Here is a 21,626-nt window from a genome sequence, read left to right on the forward strand (position 1 = left end):
GTATAGAACATCCTGCTAGCGGAGGCGGACCGTTTTGACTCCTGTGAGGAAAGCGGAAAGCGTCGTTTAAAAACGTAACAACTGGACCGAAGCAACTGAGATAAAGGAATCACCGTGAGTTTACGAACGGATGATGACTTATCGTAGGGCGCTTTCGGGAAGTTGTCTAGTTTTTGACGCTTGTAGCTGGACAGGGATTAGCACCATCTGAAGATCCACTTTTGCCAAGTGATCTTCTTGGCAAAAGTTAGCTGAAGAGCGTGCCCCTAGGAAAGCAAAACGGTCCGCCGTAGCGGTCGCTTTACACTTTACCTTCTATCTTTGTCAACAGATATATGGAAGAAATGATCACCCCCTGTTCCTATGGATAGGAAGTTACTTTTTAAAGTGCAAAAGTTGAATTATTATATTAAAGCAGACCATTCTACAACTACAATAATTTTCATCAGCATACGAAAATTTCTCCTTTTAAAATAGGCTGTTGAGATATCTCAACAGCCTAAAATAATAAACATTTTTTATTCACGAACTTGTCCGTCACCGGAAACAATAAATTTATTAGATGTTAATGCTTTTAACCCCATTGGTCCTCTGGCATGCAGTTTTTGCGTACTGATTCCGATCTCTGCACCAAAGCCAAATTCAAAACCGTCTGTAAAACGGGTCGAAGCATTATGATATACCGTTGTCGCGTCTACTTTTTGTTTAAAGGCTTCCGCATGATTTGCGGTTTCTGTAATAATAGCTTCAGAATGCTTTGTACCATAGATATTAATATGGTCAATCGCTTCATAAACATCCTTCACCGTTTTTACGCTAATTTCCAGATCAAGATATTCTGTGCCCCAATCTGCTTCTGTTGCCGGCTGTACAAAAGGAATTTTTTCTACCACCCGTTCATCTCCATGTATAGTGATGCCTTTCTCAATCAGGGAAGAAATCAGGTCACTTCCATACTTATCAAACCAATCAGCCTGAATCAGCAGTGACTCAATAGCATTACATACAGATGGACGCTGCAGCTTGGCGTTTAACGTGATTTCTTTTGCCATCTCTGGGTTTGCGGTATCATCAATATAGATATGGCAATTCCCGGCTCCAGTTTCAATAACAGGCACACGGGATTCTCTGACGACTGTGTCAATTAGATTTTTTCCTCCGCGCGGGATAAGCACATCAAGGTAATCATTCAAACGGAAAAGCTCACTCGCTGTTTCTCTGCTTGTATCTTCTATTAATTGGACAGCATCAGGAATAACAGCACTGTCTGCCAGCGCCTCGTGAATCACTTTCACAATTGCTAAATTGGAATGAATCGCCGAGGAACTGCCCCGTAAAATGATGGCATTTCCTGTCTTTATCGCAAGCGTTGCTGCATCCACAGTAACATTCGGTCTCGCTTCATATATCATACCCACAACACCAATTGGAACTCGTGTATTGACTATCCTTAAGCCGTTATCCTTTTCAATTGTTTCAAGCACTTCACCAATAGGATCAGTCAAATCAATAATTTGCAGAATAGCATCTGCAATGTCATTAATTCGCTGCTTACTTAACTCCACACGGTCAAGCAGTGACTCGGATAATCCTTCCTCTCTTCCAGCTTGAATATCCAGATGATTGGCAGCAAGAATCGCTTTTTCATTCGCTCTTAATCCATCGGCAATTTTTAATAATGCATCATTCTTTTCCTTTGTTGTACATATTCCAATTTGATAACTGGCCTTTTTTGCAAGCTTTCCTTTTTCAATGACTTCACTCATGTTAATTCTCCTTTCGTTGTCTCAAACGATACCCATTTGTCACGGTGGATCACTTCAATGGTCGGTACCGTGTGAATATAGGTTGATTCACGCAATTTCATTACTGCTTCTAATTCTTCTGAGGAGCATTTCACCTGCCCTCTACCTAATAAAGCAGACTTCCCATAAACCTCGACAACATCCCCTTTTGCAAAATAACCTTCTACTGCTGTAATTCCTGGAGAAAGCAGGCTGCTGCCATGATGCATTAAGGCTTTTTCTGCTCCTTCATCTACTACTAACCTGCCATCAAGGTGCGAATGCAGGGAAATCCATTGTTTGTTTGCCGGTAAATGTGCTTTTCTTTCACTATCAATATAGGTGCCGTCCCCCTCACCTTTTAAAATCTCTGCCAGCTTCTTCTTCCCGTACCCGCGTCCAATAAATACTGGAATCCCTACGGAAGATGCCATTTTAGCCGCCATCAGCTTCGACTTCATACCGCCTGTGCCAACTTTGGATCCTGTTGCATCCGTCTGTTCAATTAGTTCGGTACTAAGCTTCATTAAATGGTCATATCGCATTGCATCCGGATGTCTATTTGGATTTTTATCATATATTCCATTGATATCCGTTAAAATAATTAAATGATCTGCATGAATTAAGCCGCTCACTAAAGCAGAAAGCATATCATTATCTCCAAATGTCAGTTCATCAATGGCTATCGTGTCATTTTCATTAATAATCGGGATAACCCGCCGTTCCAGCAATTCTTCCATCGTGGCATAAGCATTCCTGTATCTCCCCTGATCTGAAAAGTCACTTCTTGTCAGGAGTATTTGAGCAGCGGTAATACCATATTCCTTTAATTTCTCCATGTATGTTTGAATAAGCAGCCCTTGACCAACCGCCGCTGCTGCCTGTTTCCCTTTTTGTGTAACCGGCCTTGAAGAATAGCCTAATTGTTTAAAACCGGCAGCTATTGCTCCAGAGGATACTAATATCACTTCCATATTAATCTTATGAAGCAGTGCCAGCGCATGGACATGATCCTCCAGCTGCTGCATATCAATTTCCCCATGTGTATTAGTTAATGAACTGCTGCCTATTTTAACGACAATACGTTTTGCTGCCATTGTTATTCCACCTTTCACTATCTAAAAACATTCCACAGGAAATGAAAAAAACTCTTCCATCCCCAATAAAAAACGAAGGGACGAAAGAGTTAACTTCCGCGGTACCACCACAACTTAAATACAATAATTGTATTTCACTTATCCCATGATAACGTTTGGGAAACGCCTATGTTTGCATAGGACTGATGAAGGCAGGTTCGGTAAATCAACAATGAGGAATCTCACAGCATCGGATAAAAGCAAGTAACTTATCCTCCGATTCCATCTCTGACATTGTGACGGCTTACTTACTGGTCCTTCCATAACGTTCAATGTATTGATATTAATTATTAGCAGAATTTCGCTTCTTGTCAATAGGAAAATACATCTTCCATCTTTAAATGCGATAACATTGATTCTAAAATATCAGAAAAGTATACTTAATACAACAATATCATTTGAACCTATATAGTGGGAGGAGTTTGTACGTCATGTGTTTAATTACCTTTGCTTATCACGCCCATCCAAAATACAAATTAATTTTGCTCAGTAACCGGGATGAATTTTATAATAGACCAACACTTCCGGCTGGATTTTGGAAGGACAAACCGGACATTCTTGGCGGGAGAGATTTGCTGCAGCTTGGGACCTGGCTGGCGGTTTCCAAGCAGGGAAAATTCGCAGCGGTCACAAACTATCGGGATCCTGCTCTTCCAGAAGTGAAAACATTTTCCCGTGGTGAACTTCCGGTGGATTTTTTGTTACAGAATATTGACGGCAAAACGTTTTTAGACCAGCTTTCGAAAAATCGTCATAACTACTCTGGATATAACATTCTTTTCGGTGACAAGGACACGCTGTATCACTATAATAATGTGTATAATCAGAGCTCTGAAATAAAAGCAGGTGTTTATGGGTTAAGTAACGATACACTCAATACACCCTGGCCGAAAGTCGAACGTTCAAAATGGGATCTGGCAAATTATATACAATCACACACAGTGGTACACACAGAAGATTTATTGGACAGTCTGCAAAACAGGGCACAGGCCGATGATAAATTTCTTCCCAGGACAGGGATTCGCACGGATTTAGAAAAAGCATTATCCTCTATCTTTATCGAAACACCTGATTATGGCACCAGAGCATCTACTATTTTACTGATTGATCACCGCAACCATGTAACTTTTATTGAAAAAACGTATGATAAGGAGGATATATTTCAGCAGTATGAATTTTTGATTCAACCTGATTAAATCTTCGTACACAGGGAATGTTAAAAAATATAGACTAAACAAAATACATAAGGGAGGTTAACCTATGACCTTATTTGAAGATCCGGCATATGCCAGCAGGATGCTGACGCTGTTGACATTATCATTTCATATTATTTATGCCACCATCGGTGTTGGTGTTCCTTTGATGATTATGATTGCACAATGGATTGGGATCAAAAACAACGATAATCATTATCTGTTGATGGCAAGACGTTGGGCGAAAGGCTTTGTTGTTACCGTTGCAGTCGGGGTAGTGACAGGAACCATCATCGGGCTTCAACTGTCTCTGCTTTGGCCAAGCTTTATGGAATTAGCAGGAAACATTATCGCCATGCCTTTATTTATGGAAGTATTCGCCTTTTTCTTTGAAGCCATTTTCTTAGGAATCTATTTATATACATGGGATCGGTTTGATAACCCGAAAAAACACTTGCTCTTATTAATTCCAGTAGCTGTCGGCGGCGGGATGTCAGCTTACTTTATTACCGTGGTGAACTCATTTATGAACAGTCCGGCGGGATTTGATATTATTGGCGGAGATCTGGTTAACGCAAATCCGCTGCTCGCTATGTTCACTGTATCCATGCCGACAAAGGTTGCACATGTACTGTCTACAGCCTATATGACCATTGCCTTTATGTTCGCTGCGATTGCGGCATTCCGGCTGCTTCAGAAGAAAAACCAGGAATATCACAAAAAATCATTGCATATGGCTATGAAGATCGGTTTAATCTTTGCAGTTGCAACAGCTTTAATTGGAGATTTATCCGGTAAATACTTAGCAGCTTATCAGCCCGAGAAGCTGGCTGCTGCAGAATGGCATTTTGAAACAACGACAGAAGCACCGCTGGTCATGTGGGGAGTGCTGGGAGAAGATAATGAAGCGAAATACGCTCTGCATGTTCCTTATGCATTAAGTATTCTTGCTCACGGGCTGCCGAATTCAGAAGTAATTGGACTGGAGGAGTTTCCGGCTGATGAACAGCCTCCGCTCGTTATCCATTATTTCTTTGATACGATGGTAACCATCGGAATGTTTATGATTATCCTATCCCTGCTTTACTGGTTTGGAATGCGAAGAAAATGGGCTTTCGTTGAAAAAACATGGTATCGCTGGCTGATTGTTGCAGGCGGTCCTCTTTCCTTCTTAGCCATTGAAGCAGGCTGGTGGATGGCTGAAGTCGGCCGTCAGCCCTGGATCCTGAGAGGCCTGATGACAATTGAGGAGGCTGCTACAACCAGTGACTACGTTGGCTGGATGTTTGTGTTATTTGCAGTCCTTTACTTTATTCTCGGAGTCGGCACAGTTGTTGTATTAAGTTACATGTTCCGAAAAAATCCTGTAGAAAAGGATTTGGAGCGCATGCAAGGTGGTGAGTCGTCATGATATTAGAAATCGTCGGTATTTCTGTCCTCTGGTTATTCTTATTTGGTTATATCATTGTCGGATCAATCGATTATGGAGCAGGCTTTTTTAACGCCTATAGTATCGTTACAGGAAGGCAGCATATTCTCTCAAAAATCATTCAGCGCTATCTGTCGCCGGTATGGGAGGTAACCAATGTATTCTTTGTCTTCTTCTTTGTAGGAATTGTCGGCTTCTTCCCGCAGTCTGCTTACTACTTCGGAACCATTCTGCTGATTCCGGGAAGCTTAGCATTGGTTTTATTAGCCATCCGCGGCTCTTATTATGCATTTGAGTCCTATGGAAAGCAGGGGCATAAGGGCTATGCCATTATGTACGGGCTGTCCGGTTTACTCATCCCTGCTTCTCTGTCAATTGTTCTGACCATTTCTGAGGGCGGCTTTGTCTTTTTGGAAGATGGAAATCCTGTCTTAGATTACAGTGCTTTATTTTATAGCCCATTAACGTGGTCAATTGTTGTTTTGAGCATCGCAGCTGTTCTTTATATATCTGCAGTCTTTTTAACCTGGTACGCAAATGAAACTGGAGATAAGGATGCAACGAATTTAATGAGAAAGTATGCATTAAGCTGGTCGGTTCCTTTGATTATTGCCGCATCAGGGATTATTGTGGAACTCTATTTTCATAACGAAACGCATTTTGAAAATCTCTTGAGTCTCTGGTGGATGTTTGCTATTTCCTTTGTTCTGTGGATATTAACCGTTGTTCTGATTTGGAAGCGTCGAAACTACGGAACTGCTTTCTGGCTTCTTACCGGACAATTCGCTTTTGCATTCTTTGGCTATGGAATTGCCCATTATCCATATCTTTTGTACCCTCACATCAGCATTCATGAAGGGTTTACAAATCCGGCAATGGCAATTTCGCTTATCGTCGTCTTTATCTTAGGTATGGCACTCCTGATTCCATCACTTTATCTATTGTTAAAGCTGTTCCTGTTTGATAAAAACTATATAAAAGGAAAGAAGTGATCAAATGTTAAATCAATTTCTGATCTTCATCGCCCCTTTTATCGTCCTGATTGCAGCAATTGCTTTTGCATTTGTCGCTGCGGCTAAGGATAGGTAAAGAAAACTCCCCAGTCTGATTTTAAATAGACTGGGGAGTTTCTGTTTAAAACGCCAATTGCTGACTTTCCAGCTCCTTCATCGTTTTAAAATAACCCTTCTCTTTTCTCATCAGCTCCGTATACGTACCTTGTTCAACAATTTCCCCCTGATTCATGACAATAATCCGGTCCATGTTTTCCAAGCCCGTTAAACGATGTCTGACTGTCACAACCGTCTGATATTTGGTTACCTTGCCGATTTCATCCATGATTTGCTGTTCCGTAATCGAATCAAGAGATGACGTCGGCTCGTCCAGCAGCCAAATAGAAGCTTCCCGTAAAAACAGACGGGCAAGAGCCAGACGCTGTTTTTCTCCGCCTGACAGGTTTGTTCCCTTTTCCAACACCTGATCTTCTAAAGAAAAATGACTCAACTGAACCTTTTCTAAAGCTTCCCGACATAATTCCTCGTTTGCATTTTTATTAGCAAATTGTAAATTTTCATAAATACTTCCATAGAAAAAATGATTATGCTGCAATGATACATTCATCTGCCTCCATAAGCTGTCCGGGGCAATAGTGCTTATATCTTTCCCATTCACTAAAATATGTCCGGATTTTACTGGTGCAAAGGTAAGCAGTGCCTGCATCAATGTCGATTTTCCTGAACCGCTTGGTCCGACAATAGCAATATTCTTCCCTGGTTCTATTTGCAAGGAAGCATGTTGTACTGCCGGTTTCTTTTCATTCGGGTATTGTATAGAAACATCCTTAAAATCAAAATGAAGCGGGAGATCCGGTTCCAATTCATGCACAGCTGCTTCTGGAGGTGCCTCATTTTCCCAAACATCCGTAAGCCGTTTGGAGGAAGATTTACTTTCCTCTAAATGGGCTGGAAGCACAGCCATGGATGGTGTATCTTCAAATACAGTAACAGCAATCATAAACAGCATGGCAAGAAGTGTTCCGGCAAGATTTCCTTCAGCTACATAAAATCCGGCCTGTATCAGAATAAGTATCGCAATGAAAAAAGAAAAGAAAATAACAATTGCTTCCCGAATAGCAAGCTGACGATTCTCACTTGCCTTCATTTCTTCATATTGATTCATCTCATTAAATAACTGCTGTTCTTTTCTTTCCGCCTGTTGAAAAATTGTTAATTCCCGGAAACCATATAGATAATCTGTAAATTCCGAAGACAATACACCTCTTTTTTCCCGCATAGACACTGCTTCCTTTTTCCGAAACAAATAAAATATTGCAGGAAAAACAATCAGCACTACAATCATACCGGCTGTCATTGTAAGTGCCGCACCAACCGATATATACACCGTAAAGAAAATAGTAGCAATAAAAACAGCAGCTAACACAATAGGCGGATAGAATACACGCAAAAAGAAATGCTGGAGGGACTCGACATCCCCTACAATCCTGGCTAATATGTCTCCACTCCGGTATTTTTGTAAAAGCCTGTTTGCCAATGGCTCTATTTGGTCATAAACCTTCAAGCGGATATTTTTTAAAATGGTAAATGTCCCGCGATGGGAAAAGTAACGTTCTCCATATCGGCTTACAGCTGAAGTAATTCCCAAAAGCTTCACACTTGCTACAAGAATCATCAATGTATAGATTGGCGGGGCAAAAGCGGCCTGTGAGATTAGATACCCGCTTGCTGCAAACAGGGAAACAGCAGTAATACCCGCTAAAAATCCAAAGAAGATAGAGAAAAGGATATCCTTTTTTTCTTTCAGCATCATTTTCAACACAAGATTAATATCCTTCATGCTTCCCTTCCTCCTTGCTGTGTGTTTATCATTTGCTGATACATTTTATTATGTTGATAAAGCTCATCATGCGTTCCTTCCCCGACTATTTTCCCCTGATCCAGCAGGAAAATCTTATCAGCATCCCGGACAGTATGAAGACGGTGAGCAACTGTAATCATTGTGGCTTGTTTTTTTAAGGCATTTAACGAATTTTGTAAAATATGCTCCGTCTGAATATCTAAGCCGGTTGTCGGTTCATCAAAGAAAAGAATCTGCGGCTTTTTCAGAAGTGTTCTCGCAATCGCAATCCGCTGCTTCTCTCCTCCTGATAAGCCCCTGCCTCCTTCTCCTATAATTGTATCCAGCCCGTCCGGCAATGCAGAGATCCACTCCCAGATTCCTGCATGTGCTGCGACCTCCTGAATTGTCTGATCACTTTGCTTTTCCAGAGAACCAAGTAATATATTTTCCCGTACAGTTCCAGAAAACACATATGGCTGTTGTGTGAGGTAGCTGATTCTTTGAAACCAGGCTGCTTTTTGTACCTCTTCTTGCGGAATACCGTCAATCAGGATTTTTCCTTCTTCAGCAGGCAGGAAACCGGCAAGTAAATGGAGTAACGTAGACTTTCCGGCGCCTGTTTTACCGATAATGGCTACCTGCTCATAAGACGAAATCGTCATAGAAGCTGGTTCTAACTGAAATTTCCCCTGTTCATAATGAAAAGAAGCTTGTTCAAGCCTTATTTCTGGGGCTTTATCCGTTTTTAATGGTACATCGCCCCAAGCAACGGGCATCGCCTCTTCTTCGAGTGCATCCTCGACTCGTGATGCGGCTCCCATGCTCGCACGCCCGGAATGAAAGGCAGAGCCCAGCTGCTTTAATTGACTGAACAGCTCTGGTGCAAGAAGCAAAACAAAAAAGCCGGTAAAAAAGCTGAGATTTTGAAATATAATCATTCGAATGGCAATTTCCAGAGCAATCAAGCCAATGCTCAGCATAGCAATAAATTCCAAAGCTAAGGAATTTGTAAATGCAACTCTTAAAACACCCATTGTTGCGTCGCGAAAGCTTGTACTGTCCTGATCAATTTTATTTCTCTGTTCAGCTGACCTGCCAAATAATTTAACCGTTGGAAGCCCCTGCAGTGTATCAAGAAAGGTTGCAGAAAAGGCTGCTAATTGCGACAGCTGTTCCTTTGATTTATCTTTTGTTTTCACACCAATAATCATCATAAATATTGGAATAAACGGAGCTGAAATAAGAATAATTAATCCGCTGGTCCAATTTTGGATAAAAATAACAATCCAGACAATCAGAACAACGCCGGTAGATTGAATAGCCTGCGGAAGGTATTGACTGAAGTAGCCATCTATTTCATCTACTGTATCCATAAACAGGCTTGCCTTCTGTCCCGATTGACCTTTATCTGCATCCGTCATCTGCTGACCGGTAAAATGACGGAGCAGCTTTTTCCGTATAGAAATCTTCGCGGTCTGGGCCATTTTAATCCCGGAACCTTTTATCACATATTGAAAAATAGTCCGTAATAGAAGCATACTAATCAATATAAAAACTGACGGAAGAATAGATGAAAAAACCGCATTCTCCAAAAACAGCTGCTGAATAATCGTAACAACCAGATAGCTCTGCCCTGTAACAGCAGCAGCCATACAAACAGAAGCGGCCGCCATCCAAATCGTTCTGGTTCGAAACTGCTTCATAAATTCCTTTAACAACTGAACACCACCTTCAAAGCTGACATCTTAAATGCTAGTACATCATATGTCCCATTATACAGCAGCTGGCTTTCTATAGCTCATCACACAGCCGGCTGTTCCAAAGGAAATGAACATTCTTTGAACATCATAATTGTAGAGTTTTTTTATAAAACACATATATTAACCTATATACAACTGTCCCATGTTTATGAGACAAGAAAAATGATTTACAGGAGTGTCATACCATGTCTAATTTCTTCCTTAACTCACCCGCAAATTTCAATACGAACGAAAAAGGCCTTGGAGATAAATTGCTTTATTATGGCGGAGTAGTTACTACATTGGGAAGTATTATGTCCCTTGTCGGCTCAACCATTTTATATAACGAAGATATAGAAGAAGAAACTACATTCGAAGAAAATGCCCCTGTTACGAACCGGCAGCTTGTTGAAATGCAACAACAGCTTGCTCTGCTGCAGCAAAAAATAGATCGGCTGGAGAATCAAGGGCAGTGAATCGCCAAATTCTGTCCTTGATCCGCATGTTAAAATAGTTTTGTTTATTTTTTTAATCCATCTTTTTTTCTCTTCCCGTCCTGCAATACGAAAGCAGCAGACATTTTTCACATAACGGCGTCTTCTTACAATATTGTTTTCCATGCTCCACAATTAATGCGTGAAATTCCTGATGCATTTCCAAGTCCTGAGGAAATAATTTTTCTACTTCTATTTTAAAAGCATGATATGTTTTGGGAAGATGATAGCCGATTCGCTGAAATAATCTGACGGCGTAGTTATCCGCAATAAACCTTGGCTTATCAAAAGCATAGAGCATCATCGCATCTGCTGTTTCCTCCCCGATACCATGAACAGCTAACAATTCTTTACGGAGAACAGCCTGATTAACCTTTTGAACCTCTTCTATTTGAAAATCATAATTCTGAAACCATTGCAGCCAAGCCTTTATTTTCTTTGCCTTCATTCGATAGAAGCCGCTTGGACGTATTTTTTCGGCAAGCTCTGCCTCCTCCATCTGCATTATTTTACCTGCAGTTATGTCTTCCCCAAGATTTCCTAAAGCTAACTCGACATTTTTCCAATTGGTCCGTTGAACTAAAATTGCACTAATCAGCATTTGAAAATCAGAAGCAGCCGGCCACCACCCTTGGGGACCATAATAATGAAATAATTTTCGATATAATTCCGTATAGCTTATTTTTTCAGTCATCTAAATCTCCTCTATATCTATAAATTGAAAGATTGATAAAGCTGATTTCTTTTCTAATCTGCCTGAGCGGGATACAATTACAATACATTTACGAAAGAAATGGAGAACAACAATGAAATCTGTTCACACTGATATTATACAATTTCGGGGAAGCCATTATCAATTCGGACTTTTTCAAGCGGAAAAACTAAAAAATTCCCCTGTACTTAAGTCCAGGAAAATACTGCTAAGTAAACGATGGAGAAATTTTCTTGTCGATGAAGAGGAAGTGGAAGCTGTATTCAAAACATTTTCTCCGGCTATTTGGGAAGAGCTGCAAGGCTTAAGTGACGGACTGGATATTCCCTGGAATGAGGCTATTCGGGAATTTGGCGGCTACTATTATGAATATGGCCGCAGCGGCTGTTCTATCAATACCAAACAGGATTATCTGGTACGGAATTATGATAATGCCCCTGATTCCTATGAAGGGCGTTATGTGTTATACGCACCATCTGATACTGGATATGCCAGTGCCGGTCCTTCCATGCAGATAACGGGACGTACTGACGGGATAAATGAAAAAGGGCTGACTATGGGCTATAATTTTGTCAACCGTAAAAAATCAGGAGACGGCTTTGTCTGTAATATGATCGGCAGACTGATTTTAGAAAACTGTGCTACAGTGGAAGAAGCTGTTCAATTATTACGTGACGTGCCCCATCGGAATACCTTCAACTATGTGTTATTAGATACATCTGGAAAATCGCTTGTCGTCGAAGTATCTCCCCGCTCATTCTTTGTCCGGGAAGACAATAGCTGTACCAACCATTTCCATGCGTTAACAGAAGAAAACCGGTATCGCTCAGATGAATCGATGGAAAGACTGGAAAGAATAATAACAAAGCAGAAGGATGCTCATACACCTTATGAAGCATTTCGCATGTTAAATGATATCGAACAAGGAATCTTTTCTGAAAAATACGGAGCATGGGCAGGAACATTGCATACAGCTCTTTATTTACCGAAAGAACTCTCTGCATGGATGGCATTGGGCGGCAATCGCCAGCCATTTATTTTCTCCTTTAGAAAATGGCTGCAGGGCAATAAATTACATGCAACAAAGATAAAAGGGCTGATCAACGCAACAGATACATTTATTAACACGTAAGATGTCCACGCGCCGCCATCATTTCAATGGCTTTACAATTAGGTTAGAAAGGATTATTCTAACTACAAAGGAAAAGTTAATACAAGCAGTCAGTACACTATGGTTTTTGCCACTAGCTGGCTGTCTATGAGGAGGACACACAGATGACAATGAAAAAAACATTAACCCTTGCCGGTTCCGATTCCAGCGGCGGAGCAGGAATTGCAGCTGATTTAAAAACCTTTCAGGAGCATAATGTGTATGGTATGACAGCTTTAACTTCCATTGTAACAATGGATCCACAAGGCTGGAGTCACCATGTTACGCCAATCGATGTAGATGTCGTAGAAAAACAGCTTAATACCATTCTTTCTGTCGGTGTAGATGCAATGAAATCCGGTATGCTCGGTTCTGTAGATATTATTAATTTAGGAGCCCGTAAAATTGATGAATATAACATTGAGAAATATGTTCTAGATCCGGTTATGGTATGTAAAGGTGAAGACGAGGTACTTCAGCCGGAGAATACGGATGCTATGCGTGAGGAATTACTCCCCCGCTCTTTAGTGGTTACTCCTAACCTGTTTGAAGCAGCACAATTAGCACAGATGGCTCCAATTAAAACCATTGAGCAAATGAAGGAAGCGGCTAAAATAATTCATGCGCTAGGTGCAAAAAATGTTGTCGTTAAAGGCGGAAAACAGCTGGAGCATGATAAAGCTGTTGACTTATTCTTTGACGGAACCGACTTTGACTTACTGGAAAGTGAAAAAATAGAAACAACCTATAACCACGGAGCAGGATGTACATTTGCTGCAGCAATTACAGCAAATTTAGCTCATGGTGAAAATGTGCATGATGCAGTAAAAGCAGCGAAAACCTTTGTTGCCGCAGCGATTGCAAACGGCTGGAAATTAAATGAGTACGTTGGGCCTGTTATGCACGGAGCTTACAACAAAACAGACAGCAAGAAAGTAGAAGTATTCAGCGTATAGAAAAAAACCTTAGAACAATTGTTCTAAGGTTTTTTTATTATCTATCCCGGTCATGTATAAAAAATGTCAATATCAGTGCAATAATAGAGATGATTCCTGTGACAAGGAAGGAAACATTGACCCCATGCACCATCCCTTCAATCCCCTGTTCAGGAATAGAAGCTGTAGACATAATTGTGATAGGCAATGCCGTTCCAATCGCTCCTGCAACCTGTCTCAACGTATTATTCACCGCTGTACCGTGAGCGATATACTCTTCCGGCAAGGCGTTTAATCCAGCTGTGGTTACAGGCATCATTGCCATGGCAACTCCTAGCATTCTAAAGCCATGAACCGTTGCAATAAAGGCAAAGCTTGTTTCTGGTGTCAATGTACTCAGCATAAATGTGGTCCCGACAATCAGTACCAAACCGATCATTGCTAAATATCTTGCACCATATCGGTCAAAAAGCCTCCCGGTAATCGGGTTCATTATCCCTTGGATAATAGCCCCGCCCAGTAATGCCAGTCCGGAATGGAAAGCATTGAATCCAAGCATCTGCTGCATATAAAGCGGCAGGGTAACAGCAGCACCGATCATCGTCATAAATGTAACCATACCTAATACCGTCGTAATTGTAAATATTTGATGTTTAAATACACGGAACTCAAGTATTGGCGTTTTTAAATGCATTTGTCTGATAATAAACCATGCCAGCATAACTCCGCCAATGACTAAGGAGCCAATAACCTGATAACTTATCCAGCCAGCGTTTCCAGCAGTACTAAACCCATAAAGAATTCCGCCGAAACCTAGTGTAGATAACAGAATGGATAGCTTATCCAATTCAGGGAAGGTTCGTTTCGTCACATTTTTAAGTAAAAAGTAAGCGATAATTATATTTAAAATAGCAATTGGCAGCACCATGAAGAATAAAGTTCTCCAAGGGAAATGCTCTACTATATAACCAGACAGCGTCGGACCAATAGCCGGTGCGAAGGAAATAACTAAACCAAACATTCCCATTGCGCTGCCCCGTTTTTCCTTTGGGTAAATCAAAATTAAAATAGTTTGCATCAACGGCATCATAATTCCGGCGCCGGCTGCCTGCAATACCCGCCCTGTTAAAAGCGATAAAAATTCTGGCGCAAGCCCACAAATAAGTGTACCTGCCGTGAACAGCGACATAGCAGTTAAAAATAAAGTGCGTGTCGTAAACGTACCGATTAAAAAAGCTGTTATCGGAATCATAATACCATTTACGAGCATAAATGCTGATTGCAGCCATTGAACCGTATTTGCATCAAGATCTAAATCGGACATAATATGCGGCAATGCTGTTCCTAATAAGGTCTGATTCAGAATGGCTACAAATGCTCCAGATAATAAAACAACTAGAATCGGTACACGGCTTATACTTTTCGTTTCCATCGAAGATTCATGACTCTCATCCATTTACAACCCTTCTTTCGTTAAGCTTGTTAAGTATATATTGTGGAAAAATCCATATTCATATCAATCCGTGAATCATTCATTTTCTTATATATAGTTCTTTCCCATTTTCTCCTCATCATAAAGCTGTTTTATAAAAAAATTATTTGACGAGTGTCAGAACAGACAAAACCGGTGACTGTAAAAATCACCGGCGTAAAATTATTTCTGTAAAGTATCGCACCAACTGACAAAGTTGTGAACAACAGAATCAAGAAAATCAATTGTTTGTTCATCAGTCAGATTCCCTTGCTCATCTACCTTGTTCTGCACGGAACCAATTAATACTTCATTTCCCGGCAGGGTTAATACCCCAACTCCGCGAGAGTTTAAAATTTGACGAAGCTGTAATTGAGCTTTCACCGTACCAAGAGCTCCCATGGAAGCTCCTACAATCATTCCAGGTTTGTTTACCAGTACTAAATCAACACGTGAGAACCAGTCAATTGCATTTTTTAACATTCCCGAAATAGAACCATTGTATTCAGGTGTAGCAAACAAAACTGCATCACTTTTTTTAATACGCTCCCGTAATTCTTTGACAATCTCAGGCGGATTTAATTCTTCATCCTGATTATAAAAAGGCAGCTTTTCTATCGGTAAAATATCAATTTCAATTTTATCCTGATAACGATCCTTCATATATTTAACAAGTTGTTTGTTATAAGATTCTGCGCGATTACTACCAATCATTGCTGTAACTTTCATCTGTATACCTCCAATATGTCTGCTGTAATTATGTTATGTTTATCACAAATACTTATCGATTGATTTTAAACACAATTAATATTATTACCATAATGATTTATCTACCTCAAGAAATCTGCTCAGGAATTTCCGATATATACACAGAATGAATAATACCTCTCTCAAAAAGCTCCGACACTGTTAAACAAATTGCATTTCTTAATCAGCAATTACTAAGAGTACTTTAAGAAAAGATTTCATCATCTTAGAAAAACCAAGAAAACTACTTGGTCTTTAAAATACTGATATTCTTGCCGCGGAGATGTCCGCTACGGGAAGTCGCTTTCCGCGGGCAACGCCTCAGCCTCCTCGAAAGAAGAGCACTTTCTGCGGGGTCTTCACCTGTTGCTTTTCCCGCAGGAGTCGACTTCCCTCCGCTCCCATCTTTGAAGAAATATGTTTCATTTGCTTTCTTTCAAAGAAAAGAAACTGATTCTAGCGACGCTTTTTGATGGGGCGAGTAATCGCAAGAAGAAATACACGGAGACTCCTGCAGGAATGCGCAAATGTCTTCGGTGGGACGAGTAATCGCAGTCCCAGTCCCAAAACGGAAGGAAGTTCGGTTAAGTTCGCGACGTCCTGTCTCAGGCACCGAACTGACATACGTCCTGTATGCCTCTGCAGGAAAAAAGTGCTCTTCTTTTTTCACCCAAGGGCATAAGTGCGGCTTTAGCTCTGTCTGCGCCTGTCGGCTTGCCAATCGCTAAGTCTTCTTTATCGAGGAGATGAGCTCGGGGCCTACGGAAAGCGTAGTGTATTTCTGGGGCCTAAGATTACTCACCCCATGAAACCTGTTGGAGCGGCTATCCTCAGCATTTTATACTTTCTTACTCTTAAAAAAAAGACTCCTATTAAGAAATCTTTCAGGAGAAGATGCTTTTATCTCCTTGGAAGGCTTTCTCAATAAGAGTTATTTTATCACATTATTAATAATAGAAGAATAATATATCCTCCTATTTAGTGAGGTTACATTGTTTAAAAGAACCAGTTCCGATTCCGGTTACCACAGCAAGGACGTTTTCTTCCACATGAATTGTTTCTGGAACAGCTGTTATTTTCTTTTTGACAATGGTTAGAATGGTTTCCACAATTATTACCACTCCCGCCATTGTTAGAACCACCTACTCTGCGACAATTGCTTGAATTGTTTACATCACTGCCGCAATCGTAATTCTCAACAACCGTTTCGTTCACATTGGATTCTCTGACTGGATAATAATTTTCATTTCGGATAACAGTGCGGTGTACATTTTTAATTTCAGTTGGATGAATGTTTTTCACAGTCTTTACACTGGTGCTGTTACGTACCTCATGTCTTGTTGGATGAACACGGACTTCCTCATCCCTGTTAGAATTACGGCAACGGCTGCATTGACAGTTATTTTGGCTCATTTGAACTCCCTCCTTTCCAATGCATAATACATCTTATGAAAAGAAGTGGATTTGTCCTACACAAATAACTATTAAAACAATAAATGTACGTTTTTTCTATATTATTGTACCGTTCCGCTTCATCGTTATAAATTCCATATCCTTATATTGAAATTGATGCTCTTTGATAAAATGATTCTTTTCATACAAGCGGATTGCTCTTTTATTAAATGAAGCAACAGTAAGTCTGATCGGCTTCCCCTTGTATTCCAGCTCAATAAAGTGAAGGATCCGTTTTAGGAACTGATCGCCATATCCCTTCCCTGTCAGAACAGGATTCATTCCTAAACCCAAATCCACACAGTCCTCTAAATAAGCAGCTTTTCTTTCTCCGGCAGGAATTTTTGCTGAGCGGCCGGTACAAAAGAAACCAATTAATTTATACGATGAATCTACTATTGCATAATAGCTGCCTCCAAGCAGTTCGACAATGGCGCTAGTTGTTAATACATTGTTATAAAAATCATACGGCTTTTCGTACTTCCAGCAAAGTGCCTCAACTGCATATTTTTGTGTCATTCGAGCGATATGTATATCCATTAAGCATCCCCACTTTTCCTTTAGCCTACCTTTATTATTCCATAATTTTCTGAAGAGGGGAATATAGAAGTTCATCATAGATATTATTTTCTTATCAAGCTCAAAAAAACAAGCAGAAAAATTTCTTCTGCTTGTTTCGCTCATCCTCTAATAAAACAACTTCTTCTATTTTTTAATGGAACATACTATCATTTCCACCTGTTAAACCGTCTTCTGCGGTGTTTTGATAAATAGAGATATGATAAAAACCAGTCCAACAAACACGATAAGCAGGTTAAAGCCGGTTTGTATACCAAAGGATTGTGACACTGTTCCGACTACCCAGCCAATAAGTGCTCCTCCAAGCCCGGAAGCTACATAAATTAATCCCTGCAACGAACCAATTTTATCCGTGATTTTCGCTCCGATTCCTTGCGCTGTCGGGAAGAGAACTGATAAAGCAAGTCCAAATATCATTGCTATATAAGCAAACTCAGTGACAAATAAACGTGTAATGATAATCGCAATTAATGCCATCAATGAAAATGTAACCAGCGTACGTTTTTCTCCAAATTTAAAACTGATATATCCACCTGCAAACCGGCCTAAAGTAAACAGGATGGAAAAGCTTGCAATAACATAAGCAGCAACTTCTGCCTTGTGAGCAGCATCCATTCCACCAATATCTAAAGAAGTATAGAAAATCGGGAAGAAGTTAAGGAATCCTGCTTCGGCTGCTACATAGAAAAGAATGAATAAAATAACAAGCATAACCTGTCTATCTGCAAAGAGACTCATAAAGCTTTTTAGGTTTATCTCTTCTCCCTGCTCCACCTTTTCATTTTCCAATGATAATAGGACAAGAATAATCAATGCCACTAAAACTGCTACCCCGGCATAGAAAAAGCGCCAGCTGATATTATTTGCAAACATCGCATTAAGAATAAGCGGTGTAAAAATCATCCCCATTCCAAACAAAGCATTCGCCAGATTAAAAATCGCCCCCGCTTTACTCTGGAAAAAAGTAGGTATAATCGTAGCTACAGAAACGGTCATAGCACCAATTCCGACACCGACTACCAGATAAAAACCTAAGAAAAATGCAACGGAGAATGCAAAGCTTGTACCTGCAAGTCCTATAATCATACTGATTGTACCTGCTAACATCATAAATTTGATGCCTTTTTTATCTACTACAAACCCTGCTATCAAACTGGCTAATAAAAAGCCGATTTGAAAGATAGATACCATCGTTCCAACCTGACCAATATCCAGATTGATATCTGACTGAACCTTTTCTAAAACAATCCCTTTCGTATTTTGAATTCCTCCAAGAATAAACATTGTTGTGAATATCAGAATAAATGCTTTCACGCGTTGTCTGCTGTTACTCATTAGCTGTTATCTCCTCTCCGGTATTGGCCAATGGCATGAAATAGTTCTCTGTCTGCCCAGCCATAACAATAATAAATCAGTTCATCTGCTTCACTTTCATCGGCTGCTTTCACTGCCTCGACCAGCTTTCCTGGTTCAATATTCCACATTTGAATGCCGCTGAATATATGCGTATCCGGCTGTGATTTTTTTCGGACCAGCTTATTTTGTTCAGCAACAAAACGAATTGGGAATCCCTCTTTTTTAAACTGGCTGTAAGATAAATCGTCATATAAATCAAATAATCTGTTAAATGCTTTAAAAGCACTTTCTGATTCATCTGAGCCGTCGGCAAAATAATCTATCATTCCTTGCACATCTGCACCGCCACCTAATTTATGATACGGAAAATGCTTGAGACTGGAGGCATATTTCGTTAATTGGGAATAATCCTGCCCCAAAATCCAGCTATATGCAGGCGGCCACAAATCAAGTAAAAATGCAAAACGGTTATCAACCTGCTTCATACGCTCTGTAAGATTTGCAATAAACGCTGAAACACTGTTTTGTCTGAAACGATGCCAATCCTTCAAGCTTTGATCTTGAGTTAATATATCCACAGCATGATCAAACTGTTTATCCTTTAATAAAGCTCTTATTTCAGCTAATTTTTCTTTTATCTCATTGATATTCAGCTTTTCCTCAGACATTTTCTTTTCACAATGAGGACAAAAGCAGGTTAACAGTCCCCGGGGGTCAACCTTCTCTCCTGCCCAATCGGGATAACGGATACGGTCAATCATATAGGTGGTATAACCATATCGCTGATAAGTATCTGTAAATACTTTTTCCAAAAAATCAATAACATCCGGCGCATTAGGACACAGCCATTTTTCTACTGCTTTTCCTTGGTCATCAACTACCAAATTATTTTGAATTGCTGTTCCTGTAAAATCACCATTTAAAATATTTGCCCACGGAATAATTTGAACATCTGTTTCTTCCGTTTCTTTTTTCAGAATCATTAATGGATCTGCACCGGATGTCAACCCGGCATTCCTTTTTTGATCAATTGCTTCTCCTTCATAGGAAGGCAAAATGACATGCATTTCTCCCTTTCCCTGTACAAATTTATGCTTCGGATTATGCGGAAGAACGCCAATAGGATAAGGGTTCCTTTCAAAAATGGTATTCATTTGCGGAAAAATGTATTTAATGTCTGTCATTTCTCCTATTAAATCCTTTATTTGAGTCACACCTTCGTCTAAAATATCATGCGGATGAATGTGAATTCCTGCCATGTTTTTCGGCCTCCTTTTTAATATAACTGTGCATCCTTGATGAAATTAATAGATGGGAATACAGTGCTCAAACCTAAAACAGCTGCACCATATAGAGGAGCCTGCTCTTTTAAGCTCGAGAGTTCTGCTTGAACCTTTGTATTGGAGAAAGTCTGATTTGCGATTTTTTGATTTACATCCTCCAGGAAAAGCCCTGCAGATTTCGTCACGCCACCCATAAGTAAAACCTTTTCCGGGTTAATCACGGCGTTAATATTTAAAATCCCTATTGCTAAATAGTCACTAAATTTATCAACAATATATTTTGCTGTAAGGTCGCCTTGTGAAGCTAACTTAAAAATAGCTTCAGGAGTGACCTTCTCTCCTTTTAACTTATGGTAGCTCTCTTCAATGCCGGAACCGGCACATAATATTTCAAAATAACCTTTATCCGTAGGGGCATACAGCTGTTCACGATTAAAGAGCATATAGCCCACTTCTCCAGCTGCGTTATTCGCCCCGCGTATGATTTTTCCATCCATAAATAATGCGGAACCGGCTCCTGTTCCAAGACCAATTAATACAGCACTGGATGACGTTTGCGCTTCTTCCTTATATAGCTCTCCAATTAAAGCTGCCCGGATATCATTTTCAATAACAATCTCGATTCCTGTTCTTTTATACAGCATTTCTTTTAAATGGAGGTTAGACCATTCAGGTAAATTCGGCGACCCTTCAAGGACAACGCCAGCTTTGTAATCAACAATCCCCGGGGTTGCTATGCTGATAACTTTCATTTTTTCTTTGGGAACTTGTTTTTCTGCTATAAACGCTTCCATATCTTCTGTAAGTGAATCAATAAATGCTTCACTGCTGTCTGTTTTGTAGGTTGGTGTCTGAAATTGCGCTAATATTTCTGCCTCCAGATTAAACAGGCATATATTAATTTTGGTTCCTCCAAGATCAACCGCAACGCCATAAAACGAATCCTTTGCAAAGCTGAGTTTTGTTCCTCTCCGGCTGGTATCATCATCCGCTTTTTCATCAGTAACCAGCTGTTCCTCGATCAGTTCCGTTACTATCTCTGAAACCGTCGCCTTTGTTATCCCGGATTCCTTTGAGATTTGAGCTCTTGTAAGCGGCCCCTCCTCTCGAATCGTATTCAATACAATTTCTTTATTCATTTTTCTAATCGTGCTCGGCATATTTACAGACATAATCCTTCTCCTTGTTTATGTTATAAACTTAAATTGTAAATAATATTACTTTTTAAATTTGTAAGGGCTTTAATTTTGAATTAAAAATTAAAAACCAATCATTAAGTTTATTTTATGAACTTAATGATTGGTTGTCAA

19 protein-coding genes are annotated in these 21,626 nt (G+C 40.1%); 7 read left to right on the top strand and 12 right to left on the bottom strand.

Annotated features, from left to right (window positions below; genetic code table 11):
- Positions 1-518: 518 nt before the first annotated feature.
- Positions 519-1,766 (bottom strand): glutamate-5-semialdehyde dehydrogenase, encoded by a 1,248-nt coding sequence (locus tag BN1068_RS13620; RefSeq protein ID WP_077603394.1) that lies wholly within the window; start codon positions 1,764-1,766, stop codon positions 519-521.
- The gene (proB, locus tag BN1068_RS13625; RefSeq protein WP_077603395.1) at positions 1,763-2,881 is read right to left on the bottom strand and encodes a glutamate 5-kinase; all 1,119 of its coding nucleotides are present in this window, start codon (positions 2,879-2,881) and stop codon (positions 1,763-1,765) included. The genes BN1068_RS13620 and proB overlap by 4 nt, the downstream gene beginning before the upstream one ends.
- A gap of 470 nt (positions 2,882-3,351) precedes the next feature.
- On the opposite strand from proB, the gene BN1068_RS13630 reads away from it, so the two are divergent.
- The 4 genes from BN1068_RS13630 (at position 3,352) to cydS (ending at position 6,631) form a co-directional block, all read left to right on the top strand.
- A complete protein-coding gene (locus BN1068_RS13630) occupies positions 3,352-4,116 on the top strand; it encodes an NRDE family protein (RefSeq protein ID WP_077603396.1) in 765 nt (254 codons plus the stop codon).
- A 64-nt stretch (positions 4,117-4,180) separates the two neighbouring features.
- Positions 4,181-5,524 (top strand): cytochrome ubiquinol oxidase subunit I, encoded by a 1,344-nt coding sequence (locus BN1068_RS13635; RefSeq protein ID WP_077603397.1) that lies wholly within the window; start codon positions 4,181-4,183, stop codon positions 5,522-5,524.
- Positions 5,521-6,534: a cytochrome d ubiquinol oxidase subunit II gene (locus tag BN1068_RS13640; protein WP_077603398.1), complete on the top strand. Its 1,014-nt coding sequence runs from the start codon at positions 5,521-5,523 to the stop codon at positions 6,532-6,534. Before BN1068_RS13635 ends, BN1068_RS13640 begins: the two co-directional genes overlap by 4 nt.
- Before the next feature lie 4 nt (positions 6,535-6,538).
- The gene (gene cydS / locus BN1068_RS24425) at positions 6,539-6,631 is read left to right on the top strand and encodes a cytochrome bd oxidase small subunit CydS family protein (protein WP_371863279.1); all 93 of its coding nucleotides are present in this window, start codon (positions 6,539-6,541) and stop codon (positions 6,629-6,631) included.
- A gap of 45 nt (positions 6,632-6,676) precedes the next feature.
- Here the strand turns inward: cydS and cydC are convergent, their stop codons facing one another.
- The gene (gene cydC / locus BN1068_RS13645; RefSeq protein ID WP_077603399.1) at positions 6,677-8,395 is read right to left on the bottom strand and encodes a thiol reductant ABC exporter subunit CydC; all 1,719 of its coding nucleotides are present in this window, start codon (positions 8,393-8,395) and stop codon (positions 6,677-6,679) included.
- Positions 8,392-10,116 carry a thiol reductant ABC exporter subunit CydD gene (gene cydD / locus BN1068_RS13650; protein WP_077603400.1) on the bottom strand — a complete coding sequence of 575 codons (1,725 nt, stop codon included), beginning with the start codon at positions 10,114-10,116 and terminating at the stop codon, positions 8,392-8,394. Before cydD ends, cydC begins: the two co-directional genes overlap by 4 nt.
- 227 nt (positions 10,117-10,343) lie before the next feature.
- Between cydD and BN1068_RS13655 the strand changes: the two genes are divergently transcribed.
- Complete coding sequence (locus tag BN1068_RS13655) at positions 10,344-10,613, top strand: hypothetical protein (protein ID WP_077603401.1); 270 nt, start codon at positions 10,344-10,346, stop codon at positions 10,611-10,613.
- Positions 10,614-10,665: 52 nt separating this feature from the next.
- On the opposite strand, the gene BN1068_RS13660 is transcribed toward BN1068_RS13655, so the two are convergent.
- Complete coding sequence (locus tag BN1068_RS13660) at positions 10,666-11,325, bottom strand: endonuclease III domain-containing protein (RefSeq protein WP_077603402.1); 660 nt, start codon at positions 11,323-11,325, stop codon at positions 10,666-10,668.
- A gap of 112 nt (positions 11,326-11,437) precedes the next feature.
- Here BN1068_RS13660 and BN1068_RS13665 point away from each other — a divergent pair, with 112 nt between their 5' ends.
- A complete protein-coding gene (locus BN1068_RS13665; RefSeq protein ID WP_077603403.1) occupies positions 11,438-12,475 on the top strand; it encodes a C45 family autoproteolytic acyltransferase/hydrolase in 1,038 nt (345 codons plus the stop codon).
- 143 nt (positions 12,476-12,618) lie between these two features.
- Positions 12,619-13,449 (top strand): pyridoxine/pyridoxal/pyridoxamine kinase, encoded by an 831-nt coding sequence (pdxK, locus tag BN1068_RS13670; protein WP_077603404.1) that lies wholly within the window; start codon positions 12,619-12,621, stop codon positions 13,447-13,449.
- 37 nt (positions 13,450-13,486) lie between these two features.
- Here the strand turns inward: pdxK and BN1068_RS13675 are convergent, their stop codons facing one another.
- The 7 genes from BN1068_RS13675 to BN1068_RS13705 form a co-directional block, all read right to left on the bottom strand.
- Positions 13,487-14,884 (bottom strand): DHA2 family efflux MFS transporter permease subunit, encoded by a 1,398-nt coding sequence (locus BN1068_RS13675; RefSeq protein ID WP_077603405.1) that lies wholly within the window; start codon positions 14,882-14,884, stop codon positions 13,487-13,489.
- A 198-nt stretch (positions 14,885-15,082) separates the two neighbouring features.
- Complete coding sequence (locus tag BN1068_RS13680) at positions 15,083-15,628, bottom strand: NADPH-dependent FMN reductase (protein ID WP_077603406.1); 546 nt, start codon at positions 15,626-15,628, stop codon at positions 15,083-15,085.
- Positions 15,629-16,642: 1,014 nt separating this feature from the next.
- A complete protein-coding gene (locus BN1068_RS13685; protein ID WP_077603407.1) occupies positions 16,643-17,059 on the bottom strand; it encodes a spore coat protein in 417 nt (138 codons plus the stop codon).
- 96 nt (positions 17,060-17,155) lie between these two features.
- Entirely contained in the window at positions 17,156-17,638 is a 483-nt protein-coding gene (locus tag BN1068_RS13690; protein ID WP_077603408.1) for a GNAT family N-acetyltransferase, read from the bottom strand.
- Positions 17,639-17,839: 201 nt separating this feature from the next.
- On the bottom strand, positions 17,840-19,012 hold the full coding sequence (locus BN1068_RS13695; RefSeq protein ID WP_077603409.1) for an MFS transporter: 1,173 nt from the start codon (positions 19,010-19,012) through the stop codon (positions 17,840-17,842).
- Positions 19,012-20,292 (bottom strand): hypothetical protein, encoded by a 1,281-nt coding sequence (locus BN1068_RS13700; RefSeq protein ID WP_077603410.1) that lies wholly within the window; start codon positions 20,290-20,292, stop codon positions 19,012-19,014. The genes BN1068_RS13695 and BN1068_RS13700 overlap by 1 nt, the downstream gene beginning before the upstream one ends.
- A gap of 17 nt (positions 20,293-20,309) precedes the next feature.
- Positions 20,310-21,488: an ROK family transcriptional regulator gene (locus tag BN1068_RS13705; RefSeq protein ID WP_077603411.1), complete on the bottom strand. Its 1,179-nt coding sequence runs from the start codon at positions 21,486-21,488 to the stop codon at positions 20,310-20,312.
- Positions 21,489-21,626: the final 138 nt, after the last annotated feature.

Source organism: Oceanobacillus sojae, from assembly GCF_900162665.1.
Taxonomy (GTDB): domain Bacteria; phylum Bacillota; class Bacilli; order Bacillales; family Amphibacillaceae; genus Oceanobacillus; species Oceanobacillus sojae_A.